12 protein-coding genes are annotated in these 14,415 nt (G+C 58.9%); 5 read left to right on the top strand and 7 right to left on the bottom strand.

What is annotated here, in order from left to right; genetic code table 11:
• Window positions 1–58: 58 nt before the first annotated feature.
• Entirely contained in the window at window positions 59–676 is a 618-nt protein-coding gene (locus BLT98_RS01435; RefSeq protein WP_092604934.1) for a TetR/AcrR family transcriptional regulator, read from the bottom strand.
• 60 nt (window positions 677–736) lie between these two features.
• Window positions 737–1,639 carry a LysR family transcriptional regulator gene (locus BLT98_RS01430; protein ID WP_092604933.1) on the bottom strand — a complete coding sequence of 301 codons (903 nt, stop codon included), beginning with the start codon at window positions 1,637–1,639 and terminating at the stop codon, window positions 737–739.
• A 148-nt stretch (window positions 1,640–1,787) separates the two neighbouring features.
• Here BLT98_RS01430 and BLT98_RS01425 point away from each other — a divergent pair, with 148 nt between their 5' ends.
• The gene (locus tag BLT98_RS01425; protein ID WP_092604932.1) at window positions 1,788–3,185 is read left to right on the top strand and encodes an amidohydrolase family protein; all 1,398 of its coding nucleotides are present in this window, start codon (window positions 1,788–1,790) and stop codon (window positions 3,183–3,185) included.
• Between the two features lie 446 nt (window positions 3,186–3,631).
• On the opposite strand, the gene BLT98_RS01420 is transcribed toward BLT98_RS01425, so the two are convergent.
• The 5 genes from BLT98_RS01420 to BLT98_RS01400 form a co-directional block, all read right to left on the bottom strand.
• Complete coding sequence (locus BLT98_RS01420; protein WP_092604931.1) at window positions 3,632–5,575, bottom strand: cytochrome c/FTR1 family iron permease; 1,944 nt, start codon at window positions 5,573–5,575, stop codon at window positions 3,632–3,634.
• Between the two features lie 147 nt (window positions 5,576–5,722).
• Window positions 5,723–6,436: a hypothetical protein gene (locus BLT98_RS28560; protein WP_139178955.1), complete on the bottom strand. Its 714-nt coding sequence runs from the start codon at window positions 6,434–6,436 to the stop codon at window positions 5,723–5,725.
• A gap of 91 nt (window positions 6,437–6,527) precedes the next feature.
• Window positions 6,528–7,562 carry a zinc-dependent alcohol dehydrogenase gene (locus BLT98_RS01410; RefSeq protein WP_211614851.1) on the bottom strand — a complete coding sequence of 345 codons (1,035 nt, stop codon included), beginning with the start codon at window positions 7,560–7,562 and terminating at the stop codon, window positions 6,528–6,530.
• A gap of 202 nt (window positions 7,563–7,764) precedes the next feature.
• Window positions 7,765–8,775: an acetoacetate decarboxylase (ADC) gene (locus BLT98_RS01405; RefSeq protein WP_211614783.1), complete on the bottom strand. Its 1,011-nt coding sequence runs from the start codon at window positions 8,773–8,775 to the stop codon at window positions 7,765–7,767.
• Between the two features lie 38 nt (window positions 8,776–8,813).
• Complete coding sequence (locus tag BLT98_RS01400; RefSeq protein WP_092604929.1) at window positions 8,814–10,043, bottom strand: NADH:flavin oxidoreductase/NADH oxidase family protein; 1,230 nt, start codon at window positions 10,041–10,043, stop codon at window positions 8,814–8,816.
• 252 nt (window positions 10,044–10,295) lie between these two features.
• Between BLT98_RS01400 and BLT98_RS01390 the strand changes: the two genes are divergently transcribed.
• The 4 genes from BLT98_RS01390 (at window position 10,296) to BLT98_RS01375 (ending at window position 14,297) form a co-directional block, all read left to right on the top strand.
• Window positions 10,296–11,105, top strand: a complete 810-nt coding sequence (locus BLT98_RS01390; RefSeq protein WP_092604927.1) for a type 1 glutamine amidotransferase domain-containing protein — start codon at window positions 10,296–10,298, stop codon at window positions 11,103–11,105.
• Window positions 11,105–11,515 carry a MerR family transcriptional regulator gene (locus BLT98_RS01385; RefSeq protein WP_092604926.1) on the top strand — a complete coding sequence of 137 codons (411 nt, stop codon included), beginning with the start codon at window positions 11,105–11,107 and terminating at the stop codon, window positions 11,513–11,515. The genes BLT98_RS01390 and BLT98_RS01385 overlap by 1 nt, the downstream gene beginning before the upstream one ends.
• A 465-nt stretch (window positions 11,516–11,980) precedes the next feature.
• Window positions 11,981–14,014, top strand: coding sequence for a phosphotransferase (locus BLT98_RS01380; protein ID WP_092604925.1), 2,034 nt, complete (start codon window positions 11,981–11,983; stop codon window positions 14,012–14,014).
• Window positions 13,995–14,297 carry a hypothetical protein gene (locus BLT98_RS01375; RefSeq protein ID WP_092604924.1) on the top strand — a complete coding sequence of 101 codons (303 nt, stop codon included), beginning with the start codon at window positions 13,995–13,997 and terminating at the stop codon, window positions 14,295–14,297. Before BLT98_RS01380 ends, BLT98_RS01375 begins: the two co-directional genes overlap by 20 nt.
• The last annotated feature ends 118 nt before the right edge of the window (window positions 14,298–14,415 follow it).

Genomic DNA, 14,415 nt, shown 5'->3' with positions numbered 1-14,415 from the left:
TCATCATATTGTTGTTGAAAAAAAAGCCCGGGACGCATCAACGCCACGGGCAGTACGGTTAGCCGGGCGCCTGAAACTGCGCCAGGGTGGCTGCGCACAGTGCGTCCGACAGGGCTGGCTCGTCGACGGCGCGCGCGAGGATGGTGGTGCCGATCAGGGCGCACACCGTCGCCATGGCCTGCGCATGCGCTTCGGGCTGGCCCCAGTTCGGCAACTGGCGCGCAAACAGGTCGATCATTTCCTTGATATGGATGGTGGCGGCGCGCCGCACCTCGGGCGCCTGGCGCGGCATTTCCGAACCCAGCGCCGAGACGGGGCAGCCCACCTCGATGGCGGCGATGTGTTCGGGCGACAGATACGCGGCCAGCATGGCTTGCAGCGCCTGGCCGGACGGGGCGGCGGCCGCCACCCTGGCCGCCAGCGCTACCGATTCGGCGCCCGCGCGGTCGCCCGCTTCGGCCAGCAGGGCGTCGCGCGAGGCGAAGTGGGCATAGAAGCCGCCGTGCGTCAGGCCCGCTTCCTTCATGATGTCGGCCACGCCCGTGCCCGCATAGCCGCTGCGGCGGATGGCGCGCGTGGCCACCTCGACGATGCGTTCGTGGGTGGCTTCCTTGCGGCTTTGCGCCGAGGGCTTGGCAGTTGAGTTGTTGGGTAATTTCTGCATGATGATCATCATATCGTAATTTCCAACTCCGTGCACGCGATGCGCTGCGCCTGCAGGCGGCGCTCGGCGCGGTCAAATCAGGCTGGCGTTGCTGAACAGTTCTGTCGTCCAGTCGGTGAAGGCCCGCATTGCCGGGGAGAGAAAGCGGTGGTGGGGATAGAGCAGCGATACCGGCACAGGTGCCGGCCGCCTGTCGGCCAGCACCTCGACCAATGCTCCAACCTGCAAATGGTCGCGCACCAGGATCTCGGCCAGCTGCATCAGGCCGTGGCCGTCGAGGCCCAGTTTGATGTACAGCCCCGTCTCGTTGACCGCGGCCGTGCCAGGGACCGGCACCGCGACGCGGACGCCATCGTCGATGAAATGCAGATCGCTCTCCCGCCGCGTCTTGCCGGAAAAGTAGTGGACGGCCCGGTGTCGCTGCAAATCCTCCAGGACCTCGGGAACACCGTGTTCGGCCAGGTAGGACGGCGCCGCGCAGGTGATCCAGCGCAGCTCGCCCAAGCGGCGCGCGACCAGCGCCGAGTCTTCCAGGCTGCCGGTGCGGATGACGCAATCGACTCCTTCCTGTATCAAGTCGACCTGGCGATCATTGACGCCGATCATCAGGTAGATATCCGGGTAGCGCTGCTGAAATTGCCGCAACTGCGGCAGGATCAAGGCATGGGCGATGCCGCCCGGCATATCCACGCGCAGACGTCCTTGCGGGAGCTCGCCTGGGCCTTGCAGGCTCGCTTCGGTGTCGTCGATGAGGTCGAGTATCTCGCGGCAGCGGTGGAAGTAGCGCTCGCCTTCGGGTGTCAGGCTGAGGTTTCGTGTGGAGCGGTTCAGCAGGCGCGTCTGCAAATGTTTTTCCAGCCGCTTGATGATGCCGGTGACCGACGATGCGGGCAAGCCCAGGGTATCTGCCGCGCGCACAAAACTCCTGCTCTCGACCACGCGAAGGAATACCTGCATTGCTTGTACGCGATCCATGTCTTGTCCGTGTGATGCTAAAGGAAATGGCACTATAACCCAACATTGTTCGGATTTTCCGCATGCTGAAAACGCCCGGCGCTACTTTTTCCGCCGGCTTGACTGCACTAAACTGCGTGCAACCCATTACCTATCGCAGGACTCAACCATGCTTGAACAAGATACTCAATTGCCGGCTCTGCTGGCGCCACTGGCCCCAGCCCGCCGCAAGATGCTGATACGCGGCGCGACGATCATCAGCATGGATGGCAATGTCGGCAATTTGCCCAAGGGCGACATCCTGATTGCCGACGGCGCCATTGCCGCCATCGGCGTGCACCTGGAGGCCGACGGTGCTGAGGTGATCGATGCCGCGGAGATGATCGCCATTCCGGGCATGGTCGATACCCATCGGCACTCTTGGGAAGGCCAGCTGCGCCGCATCAATCCGAATGCGGCAACGCTCGAGGACTATTGCAACGCCACCCATTTCTCGTTTGCCAAATACTACCGGCCGCGCGACATTTACGTGGGCAACCTGCTCACGGCATTGGGCTGCATCGATGCCGGCATCACGACCGTGATCGACAACTCCCACAACAGCCGCACCGCGGCGCACTCCGACGCGGCCGTCGAAGCATTGCTCGATACGGGTATCCGTGCCGTGCATGCATCCGGTGCGCCCGTATCGGGCGACTGGGATGAGGCGCATTGGCCGGGTAACCTCGCACGTCTGCAGGCCAAGTATTTTGCCAATCCCGACAGCCTGGTGACGCTGGCCATGATGGCGCAGCTGGAACCGGAGCAGTGGGCCATCGCGCGGGCACTGGGCATTCCCATCGTGACCGAGTTTTTTGGTGGTGGCATGGCAGCCGAACTCGAAGGCCTGCACCAGCAGGGGCTGCTTGGCAAGGACAACATCTTCAACCACTGCACCTGCCTGCCGGAATCCGGTTGGAAAATCTTGCGCGAGGCAGGCGTGCGCGTCAACGTATGCCCGCGCTCGGATGCCCACTACGGTATCGAGGATGGCATGAACGCCTGGCAGGCGGCGTTCCAGCACGGCATACGCCCCGGCCTCAGTGTCGACAACGAGACCTCGTACAGCGGCGACATGTTCATGGAGATGCGCGTGGCGTTCTACCTGCAGCGGGTCTTGGGGCATACCCAGCGCCTGCATGGGCACCACCATGCGGCGGCGCCCACCGATGCGTTCCGCTTGCTGGAGGCGGCCACGATCGACGGCGCCGCATGTGCGGGGCTGGAACAACGCATCGGCAGCCTGGCGCCAGGCAAGCAGGCCGACTTGGTACTGATACGCACCGGCGACCTCAACCTCTACCCGGTCAACAACGCCATCGGTACCGTGGTGCACGCGGCAGAGCGCAGCAATATCGATACCGTCATCATCAACGGGCGCGTGCGCAAACGCGGTGGCGTCGTACTGGGCGTGGATCAGGCAAGGCTGCGCTCCGCGATCGACGAATCCTGCGCTCACCTGTTCAATGCCGCCGGTTACCAGCCCGATCTGTTTGCTGAATCGTTCGCGCCGATCCACCATGCGTAAGCAGCGCCTGATGAACGCGCTACTGTTACCCATCGCTTTCGGCGCGGGCATCGCCATTGCCTTGCAAACCACTTGTTCGGAGACCGCGTGTCGAAAGCCCTGTCCGGATGAAAACGGTACCATCCGCGCAAGGGCGACGTCAGGAAATGGTCCGCAATGTCCTGGCCGTGGCCACCTCGACGATGCGTTCGTGGGTGGCTTCCTTGCGGTTTGGCGCCGAGGGTTGGGCAGTTGAGTTGTTGCGCAAATTCCGCATGATGGCCATCATATTCTATTCAGGATGTCTTGCCGGGTAAAGGAAAACGGCGGCGCATCCTTGCCTGGCCCGCCGCCCGTCATGACGATGTTGGCGATGAAAGTGGGACCGATGGCGGGGGAGGGATGGCGCGCCTGAACAGGCGCGCCGTGGCCGGCACGGGCAGCTTGCCCGCGCCGGCTCTACAAGGTCAAGCCAGCTTGCGCTTGCCTGCCGAGACGCGGTTCCAGCCATAGCCAACGACGATGATGGCTAGGATGGCCGCTTGCGCCAACAAGGTTTCCAGGGTCGGCAGGATGCCCAGCAGGTCGACGCGGATGAAATCGACGGGGCTCACGCCGACCCAGCCCGCTTCCTGCAGCGCGGCCACGCCTTTGCCCATCAAAATCACGGCCAGCACGGCCACGAAGGCGGACGTCCACGAGAAGAATTTGCCGATCGGCATGCGGGCGCTGGTGCGCAGCAAGGCCCAGGCGATCACGACCAGCAGCACGATGGCCACCAGGAAGCCGCCCAGCAGGGCGCCGCCGTTGCCGTCCGCCGCCAGGGCGGAATAGAACAGCACGGTTTCAAAGACTTCTCGGTAGACGGCGATGAAGGCCAGGGCGAACAGGCCCCAGGCGGAGCGCCGCGTCATGGCCGCCGTGAGTTTCTCGTGCAGGTATTCCTGCCAGCGCCCGGCGCTGCTCTTCTGGTGCATCCACAAGCCCACGCTGAGCAGTACCAGGGCTGCGAACACGGAACCGAGGCCTTCGCTCACTTCGCGGCTGGCGCCGCTGATGGTCACCAGATACGTTGCCGCCACCCATGTCAGGCCGCCCGCCACCAGCGCGCTGGCCCAGCCCGCATGCACATAGGGCAGCACGTCGTTGCGCTTGGCCTTGCGCAGGAAGGCGATGATGCCGATGACGATCAGCAACGCTTCCACGCCTTCGCGCAGCAAGATCGTCAGGGCGCCGACAAAGGTCGTCATCGGGTCGGCCTTGGCGTCGCCCAGTTCCGCTTCCACGTGGGTAAACAGTTGCTGCAGCTTTTCGCCGGCCGCGTCGGCGTCGGCCACCGTGCCCTTGGCCACGGCGGAACGGTAAGCCAGCATGGCATTTTCCACGGCCAGCAGCAGGGATTTATTGCGCGCGCCCACCATCGGCTCGATCGGCTCGAAACCGTCCAGGTAGGCCGACAGGCCCAGGCGCGTGGCGCCAGCGCGGTCGCCCGCATGCATGGCATCCAGGCTTTCCGCCAGGCGCAAACGCGACAGGGCCAGGCCGGCCGGCTTGTGCGCCTCGGCCTTGCCAGGGTTGCTGCGCAAGTACGCCGTCAAGGCTTGCGCCTCGTCCGCGCCCAGCTTGGCCGCGACGGCTTCCTGCGTCAGGGTCGTCACGGCAGCCAGGTCCGCGTACAGGTTCTTGCTGCGCGGATCATCCTGCCACAGCTTTTCTCCGCGCGCGCTTGCCGCCGCATCGTGCGACATGCCGCCGACATAGAACGCCAGGTCCCAGCGCTCGTTTTCGGACAGCTGGCCAAAACTGGCCATCGAGGTGCCGGCCACGCCTTGCGAAATGACCTGGTACAGCGCCATCAGGCTGCGCGACTGCGCCCGTTCGCCATCCGTGAAGGCGATCGGCTTCGGTTCCAGGCTGGCCGCCAGCGGACCATCGCCGCCGCCGGCCACGCCGTGGCAGGACGCGCACTGGGCCGCATACAGGGCGGCGCCGCGCGCCAGGTTGGGCAGCACTTTCGGCGCCACGGGAATCGGGTAGGCGGCAATCAGCAAGCCGTTCGCATGGTGCGCCAGGCGCTTGACTTCCGCGCCGTCCGCCTTGGCGACGACGGCTTTGCGCAGGTCGGCGATAGCGGCGGCGATGGCCGCCTGCGACGCGTGGGCGGGCAGGGCGGCGATTTGCGTCGTCGCGTTGTCCGTAAAATCGAGCATTTCCGCGTATTCCGCCTCGCTGACCACTTCGCCGTGTTCGACGGCGCCGCTGTAATCGACGGCAACATAGTCGATCAATTGCCATAACTGCTTGGCGCCGGCGCCCTGGTCGGCCACTTGCGCTTGCGCGCCTCCGGCCAGCAGCAGGCTGGCGGCCAGGAGCGGATAGCAGACGAGCCATTTCTTGATAGAACTGAACATGATTCTCATTCTCATTTGTCGTTAACCCGGCGACTATAGGACAGACCGTGCGGGGTGTCAACGGCGCACGGGCGTGCGCGTACTGCCCCGGTCATTATTCTTGACCAGGACAACGTGCCGGGAGAATGGAAAGAAGGGGGAAGGAAGCTATTGCGTCGATGCCGGTTTGGCGTACAGGCCCCTGGCCAGGCCATGGTCCGGATCGTCCACTTTCAGGCCGCCTTTGACGACGCGCAAGGACAGCTTCTGGAATGCCTGGCCTCTCAACCACTGGGGATCGGTGACGGCGAATGCGGCGATGCGTTCCTGCGCACGCATGGGCGGCACGGCCAGCCATTGATAGTCGGCTTTTGAACCCTGGCGGCGCAAGCCGGCGCGCACCCAGCTTTCCGACGCCGGCATGCGGACGATGGCGTCGCCGTTCGCCACGCTGACGGCTGTGGCCGTCTTGCCGCTTTGCGCTTCGAACTTTACTTCCACGTCGGCCATCGGCCCCAGCCGGGGGAAGCCGACGATGGCCACCCACAGGCCCGCTTCGGCGGGTTTCTGGATGCGCATTTCCGATTCCTCGAACACGCGAAACTGCGGCTCCTTGCCGCCGTTGCCCGCCACCAGGGTCACGACGTCGCCGGCAACGCGCCACTCGCCGCTGGCTTGCTCGTCGGTATTGCCATAGCTGAGCATCCATTCGAACTTACCGTCCTTTTTCAGCAGCAGTTCGGAACCCGTTTCCATGACGCCTTGCAGGTAATAGTGTCCGGGCAGCGTAGCCGCAGCCGGCTCGGCCGCGCAGGCCGCCCCAGCCGAAAAGGACAAGGCGAGGGCGGCGCAGGCCAGCAGGCCGGAGAGGGATTTCTTCATCGGTGTGTCCTCGGTGTTCTGTATGAGATGCCATCATAGCAACGGCAATTAAATTGCCGTCGCACGACACACCGTGCTGCCCGCGTAGCGTTCAGTTGCCGCTGAAATCGAGCACCACGCGCGAGGCAACCTTGCCATGTTCCAGCCGGCTGAAGATCTCGTTGATGGCCGACAGCGGCTGCAATTCCACGCCGGCCTTGACCTTGCCCGTGGCGGCGAAGGCGAGCGCCTCGGCCATGTCCTGGCGCGTGCCCACAAAAGAGCCGCGTATCGTCACGCAATTGGCGACCACGTCGAACAGCGGCGTGGGGAAGTCGCCCGGCGGCAAGCCGACCAATACGCAGGTGCCGCGCTTGCGCGTCATCGCCACGCCTTGCTGGAAAGCATCGATCGATGGCGCCGTGATCAGCACGCCGTGGGCGCCGCCCCCGGTCGCTTCGCGCAATGCCGCGACCGGGTCGCCCTGGCGCGCATTGATGGTCACTTCGGCGCCCAGGGCGCGCGCGTGCTCCAGCTTGCTTTCATCGATGTCGACGGCCGCCACGCGCAAGCCCATGGCCACCGCATATTCGATGGCCAGGTGGCCCAGTCCGCCGATGCCGGACACGGCCAGCCACTGGCCCGGCCGCGCCCCCGTTTCCTTGATGCCCTTGTAACTGGTCACGCCGGCGCAAATGATGGGCGCCGCCTGCACGGCGGACAGACCCGCCGGAATGTGCGCGACGTAGCGCGGGTCGGCCAGGATGTACTCGGCGAAGCCGCCATTCTTGGTGTAGCCGCCAAACTGCGCCTCGGCGCACACGGTTTCCCAGGCTGCCAGGCAATGTTCGCAATGGCCGCAAGCCGAGTACAGCCAGGGCACGCCGACCCGTTCGCCCAGCTGCACTTCGGTCACGCCTGTGCCCACGGCCACCACGAGGCCGATGCCCTCGTGGCCGGGAATGAACGGCGGCGTCGGCTTGACGGGCCAGTCTCCGCGCGCCGCATGCAAGTCAGTGTGGCACACGCCGCAAGCTTCCGTCTTGACGAGGATCTGGCCGGGGCCTGGCACCGGCACGGGAACGTCGCGCAGCACCAGCGGCTGGCCCAGTTGTTCGACAACGGCGGCTTTCATGGTAGTGGGGATCATGTTATTCCTTATGTAGTGGCAAATGCGTAATGCAGGACGCAGGCGCTCTGCCATGGTCTGTTCAACAGAGGCTTGCGAATGATCATATTCTGCTGCACACAATAGGAAAATTGATTGATCTACATCAACATATACCGGGAGGGACGGCGATAAAAAAACACCTGGCACGGTGCCTTTTCGCTGCCTGCTGTTTAGCAAATCACTTGCCGGCACCGAGGGTTGCCAGCGGCTGCGGGACATACAGCGCATTCTGGAAGGCTGGCACGTATTCATAGCTCATCATCTTCCCCAGCTTCAATGATTTCATATACGTGGAAAAACTGCCGTCGCCCAGTTTCAGGTCGACCGATTCCGCGCGCGTGCTCGATGCATGGCTCAGCAGGCGGGAAACGGCATAGCCATACGTCAGCTTGCCGGCGCCATCCTTGTTGGTGAAGCTGTTGCTCACCACCTCGGCCTGGTGCGACAGGTCGCCCAGCTTTTTGCCTTCGAAAACAAAATCCAACTTGCCCGTCGCGCTGTCCGTGACGGCAAAGGAAACGCTTGCCTCAGTTTCCTGTATGTCGATACCGGTCAGCCACTTGGGCAAGTTGTAGCCGACCACGCCACGCACCCTGGCCAGTTCCGTATTGACGGGAAGCTTGAGCACATAGCCCCAGAAATCATGGGACAGCGATTGGCCCAGCAAGGAAAACGGGCCAAAACTGGTGGCGCCGGGCCTGTTGGTCACAATTGCCAATGAAATTTCATTGTAGCTGTCGTTGTCACAGTATTCATAGGCGTAGGCCGTCAACGCCACGGCCCCCCGGCCTGGCCACACTTGCAGCGGCTGGACTGCCTTCAATATGTCTTCCGGCATCAATTCCTTCAAGCGGGCGAGGTCGGCCGTAAATACCGCCGTGATCTTGCGGTTCTTGTAATAGAAATTCGGCGAATACGAGGCAAAGCCGATGTCGACCTTTTTTTTCCGCATGCCCTTGAACCAGCTCAGGTCCAGGTCCGGCGCTTCCGCCGCAATGACCGATAAGGGCGGATTCGAGCGGAAGCGCTCATACAGGCCGCCAGCCGCCACCGGGACGGCATGGCCGGCGATATCGATGATGACGGGCTGGTTTGCAGCAGGATTTTCGGCCCGCGCCGGGCTTGCGGCTAGACTCAGCATCAATGTCGATACTGAGGCGGCTGCTGCCGCGGCAATTTTCATGTTCATGGCTTGCACCTTCAATGTTGGATGTGGAAAAATTCAGTTCACAAGCCGCTATTCATCCTGCGGCGATACTGGCGGTTCCTGACGGCGGTTTCCCATTGCTGCATCAGCAGCGCCAGGACGGGCGCCACCTGGGGCCTGGTCTGCTTGCCCTGGCTCAGGCGCCGCAGCTGATACTTGACCATCGCCATGTACGCAATGGACGACAACACCTTGTTTTTCCAGGTGATGGCCCTGAGCAGGGGGCTCGCCGATGGATCGGCACGCCATGCCTTGGGCAATTGCGGATCGATCGCCAGCGCCGTTCCCATGCCGGCCATGGCGATGCCGCTGTCGAGCACTTGCTCCACCACCTGGTAGCGGCGTATGCCGCCCGTCACCATGAGCGGCATGCTGGCCACCGTGGCGATCTCCTTGGCGAACTCCAGGAAATAGGCTTCGCGGGCCAGCGTGCGGCCATCGCGGGTCTGGCCATGCATGGCCGGCGCTTCATAACTGCCGCCGGACAGCTCAATCAAGTCCACGCCCAGGGTGTTGAGCATGGCAACGACCTGCTTGGCATCTACCGAACTGAAGCCGCCTTTCTGGAAATCCGCCGAGTTGAGCTTCACCGCGACGGCAAAGTCCTTGCCGACGGCTTGCCGCACCCCGTTGACGACGTCGACCAGCAGCCGCGCCCGGTTTTCCAACGATCCGCCCCAGCGGTCCGTGCGCTGATTGGTCAGCGGGGAGAGGAACTGGCTGATCAGGTAACCGTGCGCCGCATGGATTTGCACGCCCGTAAAGCCAAACCGCTCCGCCAGCCGGGCGCTGTTGACAAAGCGCTGCTTCACGTCGGCAATATCGGCCTCCGTCATCTCGCGCGGCGCCGAAAATTGCCTGGAAAAGTTGCCCAGATCCATGGACACGGCTGACGGTGCCAGGGTTTCCTGTCCCAGGGCCGCAGGCATCTGGCGCCCTGGATGGTTGATCTGCATCCAGATCTGCGCCCCGCGTGAACGTGCGGTGCGCGACCACTGCTCGAAGCGGGCGCCAAATTGTTCGGACTCAAGCACGACCCCTCCGGGCCCCGTCATGGCGTGGCGGTCGATCATTACGTTTCCGGTGATCATCAGGCCAACGCCGCCGTCCGCCCACGACTGGTACAGGTGGATCAGCTCCTTGGACGGCGCGTGGTCCTTGTCGGCCATGTTCTCTTCCATGGCGGCTTTGGCGAGACGGTTTGGAATGACTGTCCCATTGGGCAATGTCAGTGCGGTAAAGGGTTTCATGCTGATCTCCAGGGTTGCGATAGCCTCACGATAAGCTTTAAGCTAACTTGAAGGTCAAGCCCTGAAACGAAAAAAAATCGCACTGTCGCGTTCGGGACACTAGTTTGCAGCGAGGCCGCTTCCTTTGGGCCAGAAAAATCGCGCGATTGCCCATCGGCCGCTTGACATTCAAGTTGGCTTTAAGCTTATAGTCGATCACGCTGTGTTCGGACAACATGGCCCAGACCACTCAACTATTCGGAGGACGATCCCATGTCTGTTTTCAAGAAGCTGCTTCTGGCTGTCATGCCCTTGCTGTTCATGCAGATGGTTGCTGCTGAACCGGCGTCCCCCATGCGCGGTCCGGGCATGGAAAAAGTGCTGGTCGTCATGACTAATCATTCCCAATATCCAAGCAGAAACGACCATACGGGACTCTGGCTCACGGAATTGACGCACGCGTACGACGCGCTGCAGGAAGCCGGCTATGGCGTGGACTTCGTCAGCCCAGGCGGCGGGGCCGTGCCGCTAGATGAACGCAGCCTGGGATGGCTGTACATGGATGAGGCGGCAAGAGAGCACCTGAAAGATCCTGTTTTCATGGCATCATTACAATCGACAAAGGCCGCGGCCGACATCGATCCCGCTGCCTATGCGGCTGTTTTCTACACGGGCGGCCATGGAACGATGTGGGATTTCAAGGGCAACAAGGACCTCAAGCGCATTGCCGAGGCTATCTACCGCAACGGCGGCTTAGTTTCCTCCGTGTGCCATGGCGCCGCTGGCTTGCTGGATCTGGAGGACGAGAAGGGCGAGCCACTGATAAAAGGGCGCCGCGTAACAGGTTTTTCCAACCTGGAAGAATCGCTTGCCGGCATCAGGGACCAGGTTCCCTACCTTTTGCAAAGCGAGGTAGAGAGCAAAGGGGCACTGTATGCCAAAGGCTTTTTCCCGTTTGGCAGCTTCGTGCTGACGGACGGCCGCCTCGTCACCGGCCAGAACCCTGGTTCCAGCAAGGAAGTGGCGCAAGCTCTGCTCAAGGCTTTACACAATAACAAACTACAACTTCAGCGGGAAAAATAATGAAAATTGGCGAACTGGCCAAGCGCAGCGGCTTGGCGGCGTCCACGATACGCTTCTACGAATCCAAGGGCTTGTTGAAAGCCGTGAGCCGCCAATCGAACGGCTACCGCGACTATCCGCTGGAAGCCGTGGCGGTACTGTCCATCATCAGCGACGCGCAGCAGGCGGGCTTTTCCCTCGATGAAATCAAGCAAGTCTTGCCGGAGGATATTTCATCATGGAAGCATGATGAACTGATGGCTGCGCTCAAAAAGAAGATAGCCGATATCGAATCGCTGGAAGTGCGCCTGGCACAAAACAAGGCCCATCTTTTGTCGCTGATTCAATTGATCGATGCAAAACCGGAGGATGTGGACTGCAAGGATAATGCCGCCAGGGTCATGGAAAGCTTGGGTATTGCCAGTAATTAATTCACGGCAATTGCGGGTGGCGGGTATTCGAACGCAGACCAGGGGAGGGTGGCCGCTCGTCCAAGTGCTTTCCGGTCATTGGACGCATGATAGCCTTGCGTCACTGCTTCGCATTGAGGGGGAGGACAGAGAAACGTAAAAGCTGACCATTTCCGGGCATTCCTAGCTAAGATTTAAGCGCCCGCTTCTTTGAATTTGCTCTGGACGGACGATCATCCGTGTCCGTGGGATGCACTGGCAGCTGCCACCAATCTTATCAGTACTTGCATTGTGGCTCCCAAAGTTTCACACGGCAACATCGGAGCGCCGGCGCATTCTGATCATTTGCCGATATCCTGAGGTTCGAGTTGCGTAAATGCATAAAATGCAACGCATTAATCGAATTCGGTTTTCATATTTGCAATATCAAGGTAGTATTCTCAAGAAAATCTTGTTGATTCTGCGTAAGCCTACACGGAGATCGCGTTGAAGAAAATAGACCTGCATATTCATACAGTGCCCACTATTAGTGATGCGCACTTTACGTTCAGCCTTGAATCGTTCAAAAGCTATGTGAATGAGGCACAACTGAATGCAATAGCAGTGACCAATCACGATGTCTTCGACGGAGACCAGTTCAGGACGATAAGACACGAACTCGGCATACTGGCGCTTCCAGGTATAGAGGTGAACCTGGTCAATGGCCATGTACTTGTCATTAGTGATGGCAAAAATTTGCCTGACTTCCAAGAGAGGTGCGATCTCATATCGAAGAAAGTGGTCGCTATAGGAGACAGTGTCACGTATGAAGAATTCGAGGCCATTTTTGGTGATCTGCGGCGCTATATTATCATCCCGCACGCGGATAAATCCCCCGCTATTTCTGGCGTAACTTTGCAGAAGATCGCTCCCTTTGTGACTGCAGGAGAAGTAGATAGTCCAAAGAAATTTATCCGTGCTGTCAAGGATGACGATAAGTTTCCTCCTGTCCTGTTTAGCGATACCCGGATACGGGAAGATAGAAACAAGTTTCCTTCGCGCCATACATTCATTGATTGCGGCGAGCTTACGTTTGAAGCCATTAAAGCCTGCCTGTCCGATCGAACCAAGGTTGCGCTATCCGAGAAAGATGGCAACCGTCTTTGGCCTGTTTTCTTGGATGGACAGAAGATATCTACCGGGCTTAATATTTTGCTCGGTGAGCGATCCTCAGGAAAAACCCACACACTGAATAGGATCAAAGAGGCAGTAGAACACCCGAAGTATATCGCTCAATTTTCTCTGGTTCAGCAGGACGATAGTGCCTATGAGAAAGAGTTTAACGCTGAAGTGCAAAAAAAACGCAGCATCGTCATCGAGGAATACCTCGCGGGCTTCAAGTCAGTCCTTGATGAAGTGATACGCGTCGATCTGCATGCGAATGAAAAGTCTTTAGAGCGTTACCTGGATTCGCTACTGAAGTCTGCGGACGAGGCCGACCGGCAAGATGCGTTTTCAAAGGTCAAGCTGTACAAGGAGTCGGAGTTCGCAGTGAGTGAACCAACCACCTTACATGAGTTGATCGAGTCAGTCCGCTTACTGATCGAGAACGCCGAATTTCGCGACATAATTCAGAAACACGTCAATATTGAAGGTTTAAAAGGTTTGATTCGTGAGTTGATTGAAAACCTTAGATTTAAATTTCAAGAAAATAAAAAGAAAAAAATAATAAATGACTTAATTAAAGATGTTAAACAGCAATTGGCGCTCCGCAGCTCTTCAATTCCGGTCGAAGATATCAACTTATATGATTACAAGATCGCGCAGGAAAAAGTTAAAATTTTTTTAAAAATCGCGGAAGCCATTAGAGTCCCGTCAATTATCTCCCAAGAGACGATCCAAGGGTTTACCGTAGAGGCGAGAAAGGGGCCATATGCACTCGCAGGTGAAGTAAAAGCGGCAGCAGCCACGACGCTGGCCTATGGCACTGCCTTCAAGAAGTACGATCAACCTTATGAGTACCTCCAGGAGCTTTTAGGAATCGAAGGTATAGTCCCATCAGAACTCTATAAACTATTTACGAAAATAAGTTACCAAATATTAAATAGTCACGGAGCACCTGTTTCTGGAGGTGAACGTTCTGAATTCAGGTTGCTACAGCATATCATTGATGCAAAAGATTACGATATTCTACTCATTGATGAGCCGGAATCATCGTTTGATAATCTTTTTCTAAAAAGCAATGTAAATAAGATATTAAAACATCTTTCTCAATTCATGCCAGTTGTAATAGTGACGCATAATAATACAGTCGGAGCATCAATTGGCGCCGATTATGTTTTATACGCAAAGAAAGAGTTAGGCGTCATGGATAATCGTCAGGTAACGTATCGGCTATACTCTGGGCACCCATCCGATAAGTTACTGCATTCGGTTGACGGCGCAACAATAAACAGCCATGAAGTAGTAATGAATTCACTGGAAGCAGGTTACGATGCTTATAAAGGAAGGAAAAATCAATATGAAATTATTGAAAATTGAAAACGGCCAAGGTCATTACTATACTTCGGCCGCGGCCTATCAGGCAGTTGACAAGATTAATAAGGGCGACCTATTGTATTTGGTTAATTTGGCGTTGGAAAATGAAGTGGAGTTTGACGACTACAACGAGGAACTATTGAAAAATCAAGCTCACCAGATTGTGTATAAAAGCTTGCTTGAAAAGCTGCGCGACCTCACAAATCGACGCAGGGAATTCCGCGATGAAGCTGACCAGCTCTTCAGCAAGGAGTATGATAAGTACGCGCCAGCCACCGCTGACTAACTAAGAGATATACTGAAAATGCGCCTTATGATTGACAAGGTCCACGCGGCGCCGAGTACCAAATGAAGCAGAGGGAGGTTAGCGTATACGTCGCCAACGTCCTGTCTTTTCTTGGCGA

The sequence above is a fragment of the Janthinobacterium sp. YR213 genome (assembly GCF_900099875.1).
In the GTDB taxonomy this organism is placed as follows: domain Bacteria; phylum Pseudomonadota; class Gammaproteobacteria; order Burkholderiales; family Burkholderiaceae_D; genus Janthinobacterium; species Janthinobacterium lividum.
Note: the sequence above shows the minus strand (reverse complement) of the source record. Positions and strands in the feature narration are given on the sequence as shown.

Coding starts and splice junctions, on each gene's coding strand:
- BLT98_RS28560 (WP_139178955.1), bottom strand. CDS start 6,436: ATGAAGAAATCCCTCTCCGGCCTGCTGGCCTGCGCCGCCCTCGCCTTG.
- BLT98_RS01375 (WP_092604924.1), top strand. CDS start 13,995: ATGAAATTATTGAAAATTGAAAACGGCCAAGGTCATTACTATACTTCG.
- BLT98_RS01425 (WP_092604932.1), top strand. CDS start 1,788: ATGCTTGAACAAGATACTCAATTGCCGGCTCTGCTGGCGCCACTGGCC.
- BLT98_RS01390 (WP_092604927.1), top strand. CDS start 10,296: ATGTCTGTTTTCAAGAAGCTGCTTCTGGCTGTCATGCCCTTGCTGTTC.
- BLT98_RS01385 (WP_092604926.1), top strand. CDS start 11,105: ATGAAAATTGGCGAACTGGCCAAGCGCAGCGGCTTGGCGGCGTCCACG.
- BLT98_RS01435 (WP_092604934.1), bottom strand. CDS start 676: ATGATGATCATCATGCAGAAATTACCCAACAACTCAACTGCCAAGCCC.
- BLT98_RS01400 (WP_092604929.1), bottom strand. CDS start 10,043: ATGAAACCCTTTACCGCACTGACATTGCCCAATGGGACAGTCATTCCA.
- BLT98_RS01430 (WP_092604933.1), bottom strand. CDS start 1,639: ATGGATCGCGTACAAGCAATGCAGGTATTCCTTCGCGTGGTCGAGAGC.
- BLT98_RS01420 (WP_092604931.1), bottom strand. CDS start 5,575: ATGTTCAGTTCTATCAAGAAATGGCTCGTCTGCTATCCGCTCCTGGCC.
- BLT98_RS01405 (WP_211614783.1), bottom strand. CDS start 8,775: ATGAACATGAAAATTGCCGCGGCAGCAGCCGCCTCAGTATCGACATTG.